This is a genomic window from Paenibacillus sp. NRS-1760 (assembly GCF_050467785.1).
GTDB lineage: Bacteria > Bacillota > Bacilli > Paenibacillales > Paenibacillaceae > Pristimantibacillus.
On record NZ_JBITPK010000027.1, the window covers coordinates 1 to 16,214 of the forward strand.

General features: G+C 45.0%; 11 protein-coding genes. 8 read left to right on the plus strand and 3 right to left on the minus strand.

Annotated elements, in window-relative coordinates; genetic code table 11:
* Positions 1 to 248 precede the first annotated feature (248 nt).
* A complete protein-coding gene (locus ACIFSR_RS33630) occupies positions 249 to 872 on the minus strand; it encodes a sensor domain-containing protein (RefSeq protein ID WP_430063544.1) in 624 nt (207 codons plus the stop codon).
* A 130-nt stretch (positions 873 to 1,002) separates the two neighbouring features.
* Positions 1,003 to 4,551 (minus strand): Npt1/Npt2 family nucleotide transporter, encoded by a 3,549-nt coding sequence (locus ACIFSR_RS33635; RefSeq protein WP_430063546.1) that lies wholly within the window; start codon positions 4,549 to 4,551, stop codon positions 1,003 to 1,005.
* A 332-nt stretch (positions 4,552 to 4,883) separates the two neighbouring features.
* Here ACIFSR_RS33635 and ACIFSR_RS33640 point away from each other — a divergent pair, with 332 nt between their 5' ends.
* The 4 genes from ACIFSR_RS33640 to ACIFSR_RS33655 all read left to right on the plus strand — a co-directional run bounded on the left by ACIFSR_RS33640 (position 4,884) and on the right by ACIFSR_RS33655 (position 9,369).
* The gene (locus ACIFSR_RS33640; RefSeq protein WP_430063548.1) at positions 4,884 to 6,839 is read left to right on the plus strand and encodes an ABC transporter substrate-binding protein; all 1,956 of its coding nucleotides are present in this window, start codon (positions 4,884 to 4,886) and stop codon (positions 6,837 to 6,839) included.
* A 78-nt stretch (positions 6,840 to 6,917) separates the two neighbouring features.
* Positions 6,918 to 7,928: a FecCD family ABC transporter permease gene (locus tag ACIFSR_RS33645; RefSeq protein ID WP_430063550.1), complete on the plus strand. Its 1,011-nt coding sequence runs from the start codon at positions 6,918 to 6,920 to the stop codon at positions 7,926 to 7,928.
* On the plus strand, positions 7,921 to 8,919 hold the full coding sequence (locus ACIFSR_RS33650) for a FecCD family ABC transporter permease (protein WP_430063552.1): 999 nt from the start codon (positions 7,921 to 7,923) through the stop codon (positions 8,917 to 8,919). The genes ACIFSR_RS33645 and ACIFSR_RS33650 overlap by 8 nt, the downstream gene beginning before the upstream one ends.
* A 123-nt stretch (positions 8,920 to 9,042) precedes the next feature.
* Positions 9,043 to 9,369 carry a nucleoside triphosphate pyrophosphohydrolase gene (locus ACIFSR_RS33655; protein ID WP_430063554.1) on the plus strand — a complete coding sequence of 109 codons (327 nt, stop codon included), beginning with the start codon at positions 9,043 to 9,045 and terminating at the stop codon, positions 9,367 to 9,369.
* A 77-nt stretch (positions 9,370 to 9,446) separates the two neighbouring features.
* On the opposite strand, the gene ACIFSR_RS33660 is transcribed toward ACIFSR_RS33655, so the two are convergent.
* Positions 9,447 to 10,283 carry an SHOCT domain-containing protein gene (locus ACIFSR_RS33660; RefSeq protein WP_430063556.1) on the minus strand — a complete coding sequence of 279 codons (837 nt, stop codon included), beginning with the start codon at positions 10,281 to 10,283 and terminating at the stop codon, positions 9,447 to 9,449.
* A gap of 186 nt (positions 10,284 to 10,469) precedes the next feature.
* Between ACIFSR_RS33660 and ACIFSR_RS33665 the strand changes: the two genes are divergently transcribed.
* From ACIFSR_RS33665 to ACIFSR_RS33680, 4 genes are all read left to right on the plus strand, one after another.
* Positions 10,470 to 12,398, plus strand: a complete 1,929-nt coding sequence (locus ACIFSR_RS33665; protein ID WP_430063558.1) for a 3'-5' exonuclease — start codon at positions 10,470 to 10,472, stop codon at positions 12,396 to 12,398.
* Positions 12,399 to 12,841: 443 nt separating this feature from the next.
* Positions 12,842 to 13,078 carry a hypothetical protein gene (locus tag ACIFSR_RS33670; protein ID WP_430063560.1) on the plus strand — a complete coding sequence of 79 codons (237 nt, stop codon included), beginning with the start codon at positions 12,842 to 12,844 and terminating at the stop codon, positions 13,076 to 13,078.
* Positions 13,079 to 13,186: 108 nt separating this feature from the next.
* Entirely contained in the window at positions 13,187 to 15,034 is a 1,848-nt protein-coding gene (locus tag ACIFSR_RS33675; protein WP_430063562.1) for a histidine kinase N-terminal 7TM domain-containing protein, read from the plus strand.
* Positions 15,015 to 16,166 (plus strand): response regulator, encoded by a 1,152-nt coding sequence (locus ACIFSR_RS33680; protein ID WP_430063564.1) that lies wholly within the window; start codon positions 15,015 to 15,017, stop codon positions 16,164 to 16,166. Before ACIFSR_RS33675 ends, ACIFSR_RS33680 begins: the two co-directional genes overlap by 20 nt.
* Positions 16,167 to 16,214 lie beyond the last annotated feature (48 nt).

Below are 16,214 nucleotides of genomic sequence, written 5' to 3' on the forward strand. Positions count from 1 at the left end.
CAAATTTAGGGGGTTAAACCGCTATGTCCGTTAAAATCCAGATTAGACGTAATTATTGGAAATAACGGAACCTATGTCCGTTAGATGTAAGCCTAAGGATGCCCAGCAATGTTTTTGAGGTTGTGCTTGTTGGAAATAACGGATCCTATGTCCGTTAGGTGCAAATAAGGATGCCCAGCATCCCCATTGCCATCGTGATAATGTGCTAATAAAGGTGCTGGGTTAGTTTGTATGGTGTAACGTAGTGGCTAAATGGACTTCGAAATCATCTGAACATATGCGGCATACATGCGTCCGAGCGCTCGCAATAACATCGGTTGCACAAATACGAGCACTAAGCCGATCCCGCCAGCTATCCAAGAGCGCTGTGCAGAAGTAATCTCTGCGTAAAAAGGAAAGAAGGTCCAGGTGGACTGAAATAAATCGAAGTTGAAGAAGTCCGCACTCACCTTATAGGCAAAAGGGGAAAGCATGACTGCATAGGCGGTAACTGGCAGGACAATGCCTAATGTAAACCCGGTAATACCAATCGGAAGCTGCAATAGGCTGTACAGAATACCTTGGTAGGTTTGACCTATTCCAAGAAGACGAACCAATGACCGAGAGCCTTCCCAGCTAAGTGATAGTTGATCGTCGACCCGGTGAAGCGATTGGGAATTACCTCGATACCAAGCTAGAGTAGATTGTTGTTCCTTGACCATCATCCAGCGACACGCAACAAGTGTCGCCCACAACATGGGCAATCCAACCCATAAGATGATCAGCGGCAAGCTTACTGATAAACCTGTAACAGCTATTACAAATGCTATGATTCCTTTCGGAAGAGACATTAGAAGCATGGCCCAAGCTTTTACGGCACTTTGTTTTTGCATATTTAAACCCCTCTCATACCAACACTTCCTTCAGTATAGAGGGATCATTCTACTTAAGCATTGATCCAAAGACTGGATAGCGTGCTCGACTTTGGTCTAGTATTCTTATCGTTTTTTTTGGAAAATAAACTCAGACCAACCGCTCTGTATCCTGCGTTCTCTCAACCAACACGCGCATTAAGCCTTTCAAAACATGAATCTTTTGGAAGCAAAAAGAAAATACCTGCTCTCTCGTCAGCTCCAGCAGGATGGTGCGGCTAATGGCTGTACAATCTGCTGAACGCGGCTGTCCGTCAATGATGGCCATCTCACCAAAACATTGTCCGACCTCGAGTGCTGCAAGCTGCTCAGATCCCTTATGCACTTGCACTTTCCCCTCAATAATTCCGTACATGGTGTCACCATCCTCACCAATGCCACAAATTCTCTCACCGGGCTCATACACGGATTCTTCCACCATTCTAGCCAGCTTTATAAAGTCTTCTTGTGAGCAGTGGGCAAAAAGGCTAATCTTCTGCAGCACAAGAATACGCCTAATAATCGTCTCGTTTCGGTCCTCAGCTTCAATTGACGCAAGAGTATGATCCTCGACAGCGGCTTCTTCTATTGCAGCATCCAGAACGGCTTTTGAAACCTTATCATTGGTGTTGCGCAATCGAAGTGACAACTGCTTCATCAGCTCCATAGCAATTTCGGTTCGATCAAAAATCATTTCGTAAAATGCACTCGAAGTCAGCTCATATAGGAAGACATCCTCTTCCGCTATAACGGTTGCAGAGCGAACTCTTTGTGTGATGACGCTTATCTCGCCAAAATAATCGTAAGCGCTGAGCTCATTAATTTTGTGGCCATGGATATAAATTCCTGTATGGCCTTGTTCAATAAGATAGAGAGAGTCACCAGCTTCTCCTTCGCGAACGATTTCGACTCCTTTTCTTATCCATACCTTTTGCAGGCGCATCGCGATGTTGAAGAAGTCACGACCAGTTAAACCAGCGAACAACGCTACACGTTTGAGCAAATGAATTTGTTTCATAAGTGAATCCTGCTCAAGCTTATCGTCTGATTGTGTTAAATAATCAATATTTAGATTAATCCAAGGATCGCTTTGATCATAAAACCACTGTATTGATTCTTTAACATGCAATTCTGAGGGAGCTTCTTCTCCGGGAGTGGAAGACGATGAAATGATTTTTGTCATGTCAGTCCGCAATTTCCCTTTAAGCAGCTGGTCAATTACCTCAATGGCATTAGCCTGCTGCCTAGCATTGCCATCCTGCCAATTGGCATACACAGCGTGAATGGACCTTGAGTCATAAAGAAAGGCCAGCAGTTGAAAAATCCTTTTTACATGACGAACTCGCATCTGTTCAATCGCCTCAGCTAGATCACTCATACGATTTGTATTACCGATAAGTGCAAGTTGCTCCACCCATTTAAAATAATAGGAAATCTCCTGATCGATCAAATGCTCAGCATGTTTTTTGTCAACCTGATTGGTTCCAGCATGAATCCGAGTTGCAGACTCAAGTGTTTTCTCCCTAAGCTCGCTGGAAAAGAGCAGATAATGCCTCAATAAGGCATCAAGTGCAGCTTGTGTTCCAATTTCCTCTAATACGCGCGGCAAATGAAGGTTAAGCTCTTTCGCAGTCATACGGCTTTCAAGTATAGGAATGATGATGGCCTCATCATAGCTTGTTAATGCAGCAGTAGCTTGAAGCCTGACCTTGCTATCATCAAGAAGCGGAATAATGAACCGAACCAGCTCGGGTACTCGCAATATGGAAGCAGACTCCAATGCCCGTATACGAACGAGATGGGAGGAGTCCTCGAACATCGGGATCAACGGTTTGTAAAAGCTGGCAATCCCAATTTGTCCGAACAGGCCTGCCATAGCAATACGCTCTTCTTCCTGCCCATTTTTGAGCAGCTCCTTTAATACGCCGACGGCTTGGAACATGCCTTCTATGCCGTAATATTTAATTAGTCCGACGATAGCTGCTGCTCGTATATGAACATCCTCATCATGCAGATAGGCAGTAATGCGATCTAATTGCTCTTCCAGCGCATAGGCAGATAAGGCAAGGATGGCATGAGCGCGAATGGTAACTGATGATGAAGAAAGATGGGCTTCAAGCTTCCTTTCACCAAGGGCAGGCGTGCTTAATTGAAGGTATTTTAACGCTTCGATCTGCAGCTCCTGAACGGGATGCTGTAGCAGAGGCGTGATCTGCTCATTCATATCAAATTCTTGTATGCCGCTAAGAATTGCAAAAGCATATAAAGCCTGCTGCTTGTCGTGCCTATGCAGCGCTGACGCTAAAATTTGAATGCTTGCTGGATCTACGAAATCCGGCTCATCTTGCAGGTCCATGCTTTTCGATTGCAGGGTTGATAAAAGCATGCTTAAATAGTTTTTCTTAATTTTTATCGCCGCAACGATACAGCAGCCAATCAACGCAAGAATAAAATAACTGAATTGCTCAATCGCGAACCATTGCGAAAGCACAATGAGACTGATTGCCGCGATCCCTTTGGCGCCATTTCGTACGATGCCATCGAGGAAACCTTTGGCTCTGCCGCGCCATTCGGGAGCAATGGGAAACATGATGAGCTGACTTACGGAGGAGTATATCGTATCGCCAAGCACCTTATCGCTTGCTTTAACTGCAGTTGCAATGGCAAGCACAGGCATGATGAGGAGAGCGAAGCTTCCTGTAAACAAGACGATCGGAAAAACAAGAATGGCAGTCATGACACCGTAGCGGGTTATCATTTTGCCGGAAATGAATAATTGAACAAATAGTGCAAGCAATCCCGCAAATCCATAAAAGCTGCCCATAAAGCTGGCGAGCTCTTCATTTTGCAAGGTGCCGCGAAGAATAACTTTGAATTGATAATCAACAAGCGTCAAGGAGATTGTGAGCGTACCGGCCATAATCGCCACATATTTAAGATGAGGCACGCTTTGGAATAAGCCATGTTTCTCTTCAACGGCTCGCGTTTGTGCTTTAGATAATTTTTTAACAGTAGATTTAATCGCGAAAAACTCGGCAGGATTTGGCACTCCTCGCAGAAGCTTAAGGACAAATAGCAGGCAAAGCAGCTGTGCAGCAGCATAGATGAAGATTAAATTTTCGGTTCCTAACGGCTGTACCAGCAGCTTTAGACCAAAGCCGCTCAAAATACCGCCAACAAGTCCACCGCTTCCTACAAAACCAATCATGCGTTTCGCTTTGCGCTGATCCATAATGGAGGTCGCAAACTGCCAGAAGCAGACGATCATCAAAAAGTTTAGTACATCATATCCGACGTAGATGACGGGAAAAATCCAGCTAAAGCCAATCCCGACAGCAAGTCGCGAAAGAAGTGCGAGCATAGAAGCAATGATTATAACTCTAACAACGAGTTGATCGGTGCGGAAGCGTCCGCATAGCTTTTGGTATATAAATCCGGTTAAGAGAAGGGTGGCTGCTTGGGGCAAATACATATAAGATAAGACGGATGCGTCGTATCTGCTGAGAAATAAAGTGTCTGCAGCTGTTCGACTGATAGTAGAAGCAGCGACGATGAAAAACAGATATCCGAATAAATAAAATATTTTGCTATATTCCGTTCGATCGGATTGAAATTGACGTGAGAGCAGAGTGAATGGATTAACGATACTTTTCTTAGACATGATACTTTTTCCTCTCCGTTTCTCTTCCTGTCCGCAATAGCTTAAGAAGAATAGTATATATGAAGAAAATACATATTGGAACAAAATTTGCTAGAATACTGCGCGATACGTATGGTCTGTTGAATATGTAGAAATGTTATGCCATTGATGCATCATATACGGCGAAAAGTAAAATAAACGCAAATTGGAGCCAATAGTAGATTCTTTGCTGAAAATAATGTCATTATTTACGCTGTCAGACATTGCAAATGATAATCGTTATCATTTATAATAATAATGAATGAATGTTTATATGTAATGCTTTCACAGGGAGAAGGGAGTGATCCGACACGATGAAAATGAGTGATCACCTTATGTTATGGAATCATGCTTCGATCAAAGTGATGGATATACGGCATACGGTCATGGAACCAGGCGAGGAGCTGCGATCGTATCGCTTGCCAACCAGCGCTTTTTTTTATGCGATTCGCGGCAGTGCGCAGATGTGGTCGGATGGAACGATGCACATGGTGAATCGATTTCATGTTTTGCATGGCGGCAAAGGGATGTGCCTTGATATTACCGCTCATGATGCTTTTGAATATTATATGATTTTTTATAAAGCTATTCTCGCTTTGCCTTCTCGCCAACCTTTAATGAAGCTAATGGAGACGGATAACCCATTCCAACTGCAATATAGCTTTGTACCTCATTATCCGATCCCCTTATATCATAGTGTTGAGCTAATGAGCAAGGAATGGCGTGAGCCAGAATTGTTGGAGAAATTACATATAAAAATGCTATTCTATCAATTTGCCTATGAGCTTTTAAGTCAAATGAGCAGTCAAAACGTGAAGACCCAAAAGGTGGACCTCGTGTCACAAGTGGTACGTTATATTCATGAGCACTCTTCAGACCGAGTAACATTGGACGAGCTTGCAGAGCTGCTGGATTGCAGCGTCAGTTACTTATCAAGGAAATTCAAGCATGCGACAGGTAAAAGTCCCATTGAGTATTTGATTGCTGTTCGAATCGACAAAGCGAAGGAGCTTTTGCAAAATACAGATGCAACGCTGCAAGAAATAGCCGAGAGCGTAGGTTTCTCAGATGACAGTTATTTCAATCGCATGTTCAAAAAACATGTAGGCATGTCGCTTGGTCAATTTAAAGCAAAGGTTCAAAATAATCCTGTGGATCGTTCAAGATATACAATTGTCCCACGTAGAATCAGGCGTTATAGTGGTAATGGTTATGAAAATCATTATCAATACAAGAAAGTGGGAATATTCAAAATGTATAGAGGATCAAGAACACCAATGGCTGCATCATTATTGCTTTGCTTTGTTTTATTTCTCAGCGCCTGCTCTGCGGGTACGTCAAATACGAGTTCAACAAATGGAGGGTCGTCTGCACCAACCGCTAATGTGTCTGAAGCAGCTGCAACCGACTCCACACCAGCAAATGTTACCCGCGTAGTAAAACATGCGATGGGGGAAGTAACGATAACTGGCGCGCCTGAGCGTGTTGTTATACTTACGAACGAAGGTACGGAAGCGCTTCTTGCCGTTGGCATTAAACCGATCGGCGCGGTGCAATCTTGGATTGGCGACCCTTGGTACGACCATATCAAAGATGAGATGCAGGACGTTACCGTTGTAGGCGATGAACTTCAGCCGAATATTGAAATGATCGCGAGCCTGAAGCCAGATCTAATAATCGGGAATAAGGTGAGACAGGAAAAAATATATGATCAGCTAAGCCAAATCGCGCCGACCGTATTCGCAGAGGACTTGGTTGGAGATTGGAAAATCAACTTTAAGCTATATATGGAAGCCGTGGGTAAGACGGAAGAGGGCGAAAAGGCGATGGCTGACTTCGACAAGCGTGTTGCTGAAGTGAAAGCGAAGCTAGGCAGCAAAGCGGATACGAAAATTTCGGTTGCACGCTTCTCCGCTTCCCAGGTACGAATCTATCAGAAGCAAACCTTCTCGGGCGTACTCTTAAATGATTTAGGATTTGCACGGCCTGAGTCGCAGGATAAGGATTCATTTATTGAAGTGATGTCCAAAGAAACGATTCCAAGCATGGATGGAGACGTATTATTCTACTTCGTCACGGAGGCAGCAGGGAAGACAGATGCATCCAAGGTGGTAGAGGAGTGGATGAATGATCCGTTATTCAAAAAACTAAATGTCGTGCAAAACAACAAGGTAATAAAAGTAGATGAAGCGATTTGGAATTCTGCTGGAGGCTACAAGGCTGCAAATTTATTGCTAGATGAGATTGTTGCCTATTTTGATGTAAATTAGCTTAGCACTGTTAGTCAGCAAGCTGACGTCGTGACTATCAGACGTCAGCTTATTTTTGATGAAAGGGGTGAAGTTAACATGGCATTAAGGCTCCATAGCCGCAAAAAAAAGCTGGTGAGCCTGGTGGCAGGCGCAGTGTTGCTGCTCATCGGTATGCTCGTTAGTATTCTATATGGCATCCATCTATTCGAATTAAAAGATTTATGGCGTGCCTATACGCAATTTGATGGTTCGGATGCACATCTAATTATTAGAAATACGCGAGTTCCTCGAGCATTAATTGCGGCAGCAGTAGGGGCGAGTCTTGCTATTGCGGGTGCAATCATGCAAGTGTTAACCAAAAATCCGTTAGCTTCTCCATCTATATTCGGCATCAATTCAGGTGCTGTTCTATTTATTGTTGTCAGCTTGGCTATGCTAGGCTCGTCTCTAACCATGAACGGAATGGTTTGGATTGCTTTAGCAGGCGCAGCCACTACTTCTTTGCTTGTTTTTACACTGGGAATGCAGGGTAGAAGCGGTTTTGAGCCAATTAAGCTTACGTTGGCCGGGGCTTCTGTAGCTGCATTTGCTTCCTCCCTATCCTCTGGCATTATGCTGATAAATAAAGAATCTCTTGATTCTGCATTGTTTTGGATGGTCGGTTCTGTATCTGGGAGACAATTAACTCATCTAACTATCGTATTTCCTTATATGCTTCTAGGATGGGTCTTAGCGCTGCTATTGGCAGGCTCTTTAAACGTCATGGCTTTGGGTGATGATAGTGCCAAAGGCCTTGGTCAGCGAATGATGCTTATACGGGTTGTATCTGTCCTTGCTGTTGTACTTCTAGCAGGAAGCTCGGTTGCGGTGGCAGGGCCCATTGCGTTCATTGGATTAATTGTGCCTCATCTTTGCAGATACATATTTGGAAATGATTATCGCTGGCTATTGCCCTATTGTGGGCTGGTTGGAGCAATTCTCCTCGTATTTGCTGATATTGCTTCACGGTTTATCCTTATGCCCAAGGAGGTGCCTGTAGGTGTCGCTACTGCGCTTATTGGTGTTCCTTTCTTGATTTATGTGGCGAGAAGGAGTAAACATGCATAAAGGAATAGGGAAATCTATCTTAATACTCGCAATATTAAGCATCGCACTGATTGCTTTGTCTATTCTTTGTTTATCCATTGGAGGTGTAAGCATCCCTATTAAGGAAATCTTCCTTTCACTGCTGGGTAAAAATAAAGAGGGCAGCGACTTAATTATTATGCAGTTCCGTATGCCGCGAATTGTGGCAGCCGTTTTAGTCGGCGCTGCCTTAGCGGTTGCAGGTGCTGTGCTTCAAGGCGTGATACGGAATCCGCTTGCATCACCAGATTTGCTGGGGGTGACCGGAGGGGCGTCTGTTGCGGTTGTAGCTTTTATGACCCTATTCACAGGATACAGTGTTCACTGGATTCCTTTTATAGCTGTCGCGGGGGCCTTCGTTATTGCTGCTCTAAACTATGCGCTAGCTTGGAAAAATGGGGTTTCACCGTTCAGGCTCGTACTTATTGGTATTGGCATATCGACTGCTATGGGGGCGCTTACGATATTTCTGCTTATTAGCGGACCGGCCTATTTGGCTGCGCAAGTGCTGAACTGGATGACCGGAAGCATCTACGGGACGAGTTGGAAGTATATTGAGGTGTTGTGGCCTTGGGTCGCCATCTTCATTCCTTTATCCATTCTCTATGCAAAAGAGCTAAACGTACAATCCTTAGGTGAAGCAACGGCCATCGGATTAGGCAGCCGACTTCAATTAAGCCGTATGATTCTGCTGTTCTATAGCGTAGCGCTTGCAGGGGCAGCGGTCGGAATTGCTGGGACTATTTCCTTTTTAGGATTATTGGCGCCACATATGGCTAGAAAGCTTATCGGCCATTCTTATAAACTAGTAATCCCAGTATCCGCTCTTCTGGGTGCGATGATATTGCTATTGGCTGATCTGGCGGGGAGAACGCTTTTCCAACCGCTTGATATACCAGCCGGCGTCTTTACCGCAGGTATAGGCGCTCCGTTCTTTATATACCTTTTGTTTAAACGGAAAGCTTTTAAATGATGTTGTTCGCTCAAAAAAGAAGAACGGCGACCCATTATGGTCGCCGTTTTTTCTTGTATAATTATTTTAGGAAGCTTTATAGCCAAGCAGGCTAAGAAAGTTAATATGACAAGGAGGCAAGTTATGCCCATTTATAATAAATTAGTCCGCGATCGGATTCCAGAAATCATAAAGCAGCAAGGCAAAACGTTCACTACGAGAATACTTGAGAACGAAGAGTATCTGAAAGAGCTGCGTACGAAGCTGGTAGAAGAGACGAATGAATACCTTGAAGCAGATTCTAAAACGGAATCAATAGAGGAGCTAGCGGATATTATGGAGCTGCTTCATGCGCTTGCTGAATTCCACGACGTAACGATTGGGAAGCTGGAGCAAGTTCGTGCGGAGAAGGCTGAAAAGCGCGGAAGCTTTAAGGAGCGTATATACCTTATGGAGGTGGAGGAGAGCTAGCTAAAAAGAAAATCCCCCGTATTCTGAACAATTCAGGGGATTTTCTGTGCTAATAGCAGCAACGATTAAACGTGCTTCTATCCTAATAGCTTTATTTTCTGCTGCTTAAATTCATCTTCCGTTATAAGATTATCTCGCAACAAGGAGGAAAGTTTTAATAATTCATCTGCAACTGAAATTTGATTAGCGTTAGTCGGCTTTTCCGTTTCATCCACTTGCTTAATTAAAAAACTCAACATAGTATGCCAATGCGTAATTTCATTATCAACGGATTTGAACATTATATTGTCTTTAGTAATGCCTTTTGGGAAATTCTCAAACGTAATGCGATGGAATGGTTTTGACATATTATTAACAACGACAAGAAGATGAACTTTCTTGATTAGATCAAGAGTGGTTCTTGAAGCGCTTAGGCCGCCAATAATAGCTCCAGTACTTCCAGCAATAAATTTGCCAAGCAAAGCTCTGCCAATGATGTCCGTTCGTGAGGAAGAGGTTACTGTAACACTGTCATGAAGAATGGTTGACTGTAAAATATCTTTATAGAGAAAAATCTCGCATTTGTAATTGTATTCATTCTTGCTTAATAAAGGCTCAGTATTAGTCTCCTGATTATAAATTATACATATTTTTTTATTTGTTTCATCTAATGCAATGTAGCTTTCTTTATCAACCGACATAAATTCTTGAGAAAGCTTAAAATCTTTTATGCCTGGCACCATATCTTTAATTTGTTTTTCAAGATTTATCAATAATTGATAGTAATTTTTACTTTTCCGATTAGCGGCAGTAAGCGTGAATAATATAAAACCTGAAAATCCAATTAGCATGATAGTTTTATGAAGCGCAAACATACCAATAATACCGACAAGCAAAAATACTGCCAAAAAAAATACAGATGGATTTCTGGACATCGTTTCTCCCCTATCAAAAACGAACGCAAATGGTTGGATTTGATCATTCGTTTACTTATTAGGAATATCGTACCATGAAAATCTTCCAGTTGTCATAATAATCTTCTCCCCATTTTCTCCTGCCAAACGCTTAAAGATGGTTTATACTAAAAACAACAGAAAAAATCGAATTCGAGGTGAAAGAGAATGGCTTATATGATCCCAGAGGTTATCCGGACGAGTGCGACTGCTGGGGAGCGGTTATTGTTTCGTACGCTGAAGGATTATCTGCCGAGCGATTATGCGGTTTATTTTGAACCGGAAATTGGGGGGAATCGCCCTAGCTTCGTAATCATAGGCCCAGATCTGGGATTGGTCGTTCTTGAAGTGAAGGACTATACGAGGTCTGCTCTATTCGAAGTTGATCGTGACGAGTGGCGTTTGCATGCATCTGGAGGTCAGATCGAAGCTGTAATGAACCCTTATCAAGAAGCAAGGGAGAGCTTGCGGCAAGTGGCGGGCGAGCTAAGAAATGATGACAACCTCATTGAACAGAAAGGCAAATTTCAAGGGCAGCTCAAATTTCCGAACGGCTTCGGAACGGCTTTTACACGGCTGAAGCAGAAGGATTTTATAGAAAATGGTTTGTACGATGTCATTGCAGAGCAATTTGTGCTTTGCCGCGACGAGATCGACCCTGAGGATGCTGGATTTACAGCCGATGCCCTCATTGAGAAGATCCATGGCATGTTTACGGCACGCAAGCGCAGCAGCTACATTTTATCGCAAGAGGAGATCAGGCAGATTCGTAATCACCTCATACCTGAGGCGCGGATCAGCGCGGAATTTCTGCAGCCTGCAAATCAGAAGCAGCAGGAGCAGTTCGTCCTGTCGCATCACAATATTAAGGGTATGGATCTGCATCAGGAAAATATGGCAGAGCAGCTTGGGGATCGCCATCGGCTTATCCGCGGCGTGGCGGGGAGCGGGAAGACGCTTGTCCTCGCCAGCCGAGCCAAACATTTGGCCAATCATCATCCAGAATGGAAGATTCTTGTCCTCTGCAGCAGCATTGCCTTATCCCGAAGCCTTCGGCAAATGATTGACCGGAAGATGGAGGAGCCGGAGGATTTGCTTGACTGGATTAGACTAGCGGAGCAAAAGGAAGGCAAGCCTCGCGACCAAAACGTCGAGGTCTATAATTTTCATGAGTGGCTGCGAGCAGTGCTGAACGTAAGAGATACGGATGTCGCTAAGCTTATTGGCAAGCTGGAGAAGAAGGAAGCTATTTTACCTACCTATGAAGCAATCCTTATTGATGAGGGTCAAGATTTTCAGCCAGAATGGCTTAAGCTTCTAAGTTATTTGCTTAATCCCGCGACACAAAATTTGCTGCTGGTTGAGGACCGGGCACAATCGTTCTTTAAACGGAAATCGAGCTTGCTGCAGGACACGGGGCTTGATTTTCGCGGACGTTCGCGCATTCTCTCCGTTAATTATCGCAACACGGCTCAAATCGCGCAGTTTGCTTGGGATTTCTATCAACGGCATTCTCTGTTTCAGAACAAGGTTCAGTACGGATTGTCGAAAGGGGTAGAAATTATACCTCCTCAGAGTACACGGAGAAGCGGACCTGAGCCAATATTGGCGCGTCGCGGGAGCTTTCAGGAAGAGATGAAGACTGTCATTGAACAAATGCGATCCTTGCATGACCATCATAAGATTGCTTATTCAGAGATGGTCATCTTATACCGAGTAAAGGACAATTACTACTCCTCCTTCACGGATATGATCAAGAGGGCGCTTAAGGGACAAGGCTTTCCCGTTTATTGGATCACAGAAAATGCCGATTTGAACCAGGAATCAAATATAGCCGGCGATGCGATTAATGTATCGGACATTGACAGTGTGAAGGGGCTTGATTTCCGAGCGGTCTTCATCGTAAATGCCGAGAACATGCCTTTCTCATTGGAAGAAGTGGAGGAGCGGGAAGTATCGCTGTTTTATATTGCGATGACACGCGCATTGGACTGGCTGCACATCTCCTACAGCGGGGATTCCAAGTTTACGCTTTATTTGGACGAAGTGCAGCAGCAGCGGCTGAAGCAGGAGCATGCTATAAAGAAGATGGGATGAAGTGAAAGACTGATTCCATAATAGATTTAGGTTGTCCAAAAAGAGATAAAATCGCTGGAGAGATAGCTCGAATGATAAATGAAAAGGTGGCGTCACAGAAATTTATTTCTATGACGCCATCTTTCTTTTTTGGTCCGTTGATGCTCGCTTAAGCAAATGGTGGCTAAGCGAATTTAGTCCATTGATCAAGGTGGAAAATGGAGCTGTAAGCACGCATTGGTTCTTACAGCGTGTGAGACGGCTGGGTTTGCTAGCTATAAGCACATATATAATGCTTTTTTCGTTGCAGCGGCGTCTAATGCTGGTGGGAAATGGAGCTGTAAGCACGTATTGGTTCTTACAGCGTGTGAAACGGCTAGGTTTGCTAGCTATAAGCACATATATGCGCTTATTGCGTTGCTTCGGCGTCTGATCGAGGTGGGAAATGGAGCTGTAAGCACGTATTGGTTCTTACAGCGTGTGAAACGGCTAGGTTTGCTAGCTATAAGCACATATATGCGCTTATTGCGTTGCTTCGGCGTCTGATCGAGGTGGAAAATGGAGCTGTAAGCACGCATTGGTTCTTACAACGTGTGAAAATGCTAGGTTTGCTGGCTGTAAGCACATATATGTGCTTATTGCGTTGCTGCGGCTATATTTGGCTGCCCGAGGTTATTGCAGTAACGGGCGGCCGTATTTAGGTATTATTTTTGCTGATATGGGCTTCAAGAGGGTTGGTTTAAGCTTCACAAGGAATTTGAGGAACTTTGTCGAATGATAGACGAATCGAAAAAAAGGGAGGCATCGTCATGGACACAAGACAATGGATGTCAATATTGCTATGCTTTGCGACCGCTGTGATGCTGTTCGTGGCGTTCCTCTCCTACCGGAAACGTCATTTGCAGATGGCAAGGACCATGATTTACATGATGACAACGGCGTCTTTTTACGCACTCGGCTACACCTTTGAGATTTTTAGCGACAGCTTAAGGGGTGTGAAGTTTTCTCTACAGGTCGAGTACATCGGCATCCCCTTTGTCTCTGCATTTTGGCTGCTGCTCGTTATCCAGTTCACAGGACTTGCGCCCCGCTACCGGAAGCAGCTTGCGATATTGCTGTTTCTCGTCCCGACTGCGACTTTTCTCCTTCATCTCACTAACGATTGGCATCATCTTATTTACAAAGAATACATCTTGAACACGATCAAGACGGTTCCCTTGTACAATACGGTGAAGGGATCGTGGTATTCCGTACACGCGATCTACAATTATACAATTCTGCTTCTCGGCATTTTGTTGTTTATTCCCATGTATTTGCGGGCATTGCCTATCGTGCGGACACAGATTGTCGTCCTTATTTTGGGCGCGGCCGCTCCTATGCTGTTTAATATCGCCTACATGTTCAGCAAAGTTATTGATTTCACGCCGCTTGGTTTCGCTGTGTCGGGCGTTGTTTATGCTTGGGGCATTTTCCGGTTTAGGTTGCTTCGTCTAACACCGCTTGCATATGCTAAAATGTTCGATACGATTCGTGACGGTGTTGTCCTGCTCGACTATGAGGATCAGATTGTGAACCACAATCGCGCGGCAGAAGAAGTGTTTCCTGAGCTTGGCTCGGCAAAAAGTTTTCCTGCGTTCATCAAGGACTTGCTGCCAGACTGCCCAGAGCTGCTCGAGCGAATTGCCGCAACGGAATTCCGAGATGATCGGTTTTCGCTTCAGCGCTTGCAAAGCGATCGGCAAAGGTATTATATTTGCAGCTTATCTTATATTTATGATACAGGTATGACCCCTATTGGAAAAATGCTGATGCTCAGCGATATTACGGAGCTGAAGGAGAACGAGGAGAGGCTGCGCGAGAAGTCTGAACGATTGTCTCGGCTGAACGCCTTCAAGGACAAGCTGTTCACCGTAATGGCTCACGATATCCGTGATCCGATCGCGCTGCTTGTCAGCTTGACCGAGCTGCTGGGCGATGAGCCGAGCGACACTGACATCGCGAATGCTGAAGTGTTTCAAGAGATTAGGAGGCAAGTGCGCGGTACCTATTATCTCGTCGATAATTTGCTCGACTGGTATCGCAGTCAAAATGGGGAAGTAGCGTTTCGACCGCTCACGTGGAATTTGCAGCAGGTCGTTCGCCAAGCCATCTCGTTAGCCGGAGCAAGGGCTGGCATGAAGAACATCAGTATCTCAGAGCATATCGACGAGAGGCTGACAGTGAATGCGGATAAAGAAATGCTCGATCTCATTTTCCGAAATTTGCTTTCAAATGCGATTAAGTACACGGACATTGGCGGGGAAATTGCGATAAATGCATCTATCGAACGGGACCAGGTGACGGTGACTGTACGCGATAATGGGAGCGGGATAGACGAGGAGACAGCACAGCTGCTGCATCATGATGAACTGTTTTTCAAGGAGCCCGGATTTGCCAGTGGAGAAGATGGTGGAGAGATGAGGTTTGGTCTCGTATTAACCCGAGAATTTCTTCGCATGCATGGCGGAAGTCTTAGGTTCGATAGCTTGCCTGGCGTAGGTACAACATTCTTTTTCACATTGTCCGGCTCATCGAGTCGCGGCGGAACGTTGGAAAGTGAAGGAACGGCGGAAAGTGAAGGAACGGCGGTGATAGCTGATGAAAGTCATATTGATTGACGATGAGCCCGTCATGCATTTGATCATGCGGAAGATGCTCGTGAAATATGCTGAGCTTCAGGTGACGGGAACGTTTGTAAATACGGATGCTGCGGCTGCATTTCTGAGTGAAAATCCCGACGTCGAGCTGGCGTTCGTGGATATCTCTATGCCCGGTGATAGTGGACTTACATTCGCCGCAAGGCTGGACGAAGCAGGTTGTAAGACGCAAATCGTGTTTGTCACATCGCATAAGGATTATGCGCTAGAAGCTTATGAGTTGTCCGTGCTTGATTATTTGGTGAAGCCGGTAACTCAGGAGCGGCTGGAGCGGACGATTAACCGGGTACTGGAGAGCAGAAAAATCGTTCAACCGCTGCAGCAAGCAGATACTGCGATTCGGGGTATGAGCCGTGTCAGCGTTGCCACGCTGGGCGACTTTTTTGTACGTAATGAATCAGGACGCGTAAAGTGGATTTCCAGCAAGAGTGCTGAACTCTTCGCCTATTTGCTGCTGAATCGGGGTAGACGAATTTCGCGCTCGCGCCTTGTTGCAGATATATTCGCGGGTATGGCGAGCGTGAATGCCGAAAAATATTTAAATACAACCGTGTACCAGCTGCGTAAATCATTGGAGCCGATAGGGCTCCGGGAAGCTATTCGTTCTGAGAATGACGGTTATGCGCTGGAACTGGACGATGCAGTTATTGACTATGTTGAATTTGAGCGCCAAACGGAAAATCTGGGAAGTATCGACGCAGGCAACGTGGAAGAAGCACTTATCGTTGAAAGGCTCTATACGGGTGATTTGTTCGGCAGCAAAGCTTACGTATGGGCGATTCATGAGACAGATCGGCTGTCAGAGCGGTATGCATCTTTTGTCAAAAATGCAGCAGAGACGCTGCTCACCCTGTCGAACACGGCTGCGGCGTCGAAGCTTCTTCTGAAGCTGCATGCCCGTAATCCGCTTGAAGAATCGGTGGTCGAGCTGCTGATGAAGAAGCATGGACTGGACGGGGATAAGAAAGGGTTAACCGCACAATACACCGACTATGTGAGGCTTCTAAAGCGGGAACTGGGCATTCGTCCATCCCAAGAGCTGCTTATGCTGTATGATTCTCTTATCAGCGGACTTTCCGAAGTAGGAAAATAAATATTTTGAACAGGTTGCAAAAACCGCGAAGCCTTGATGCTGCGCGGT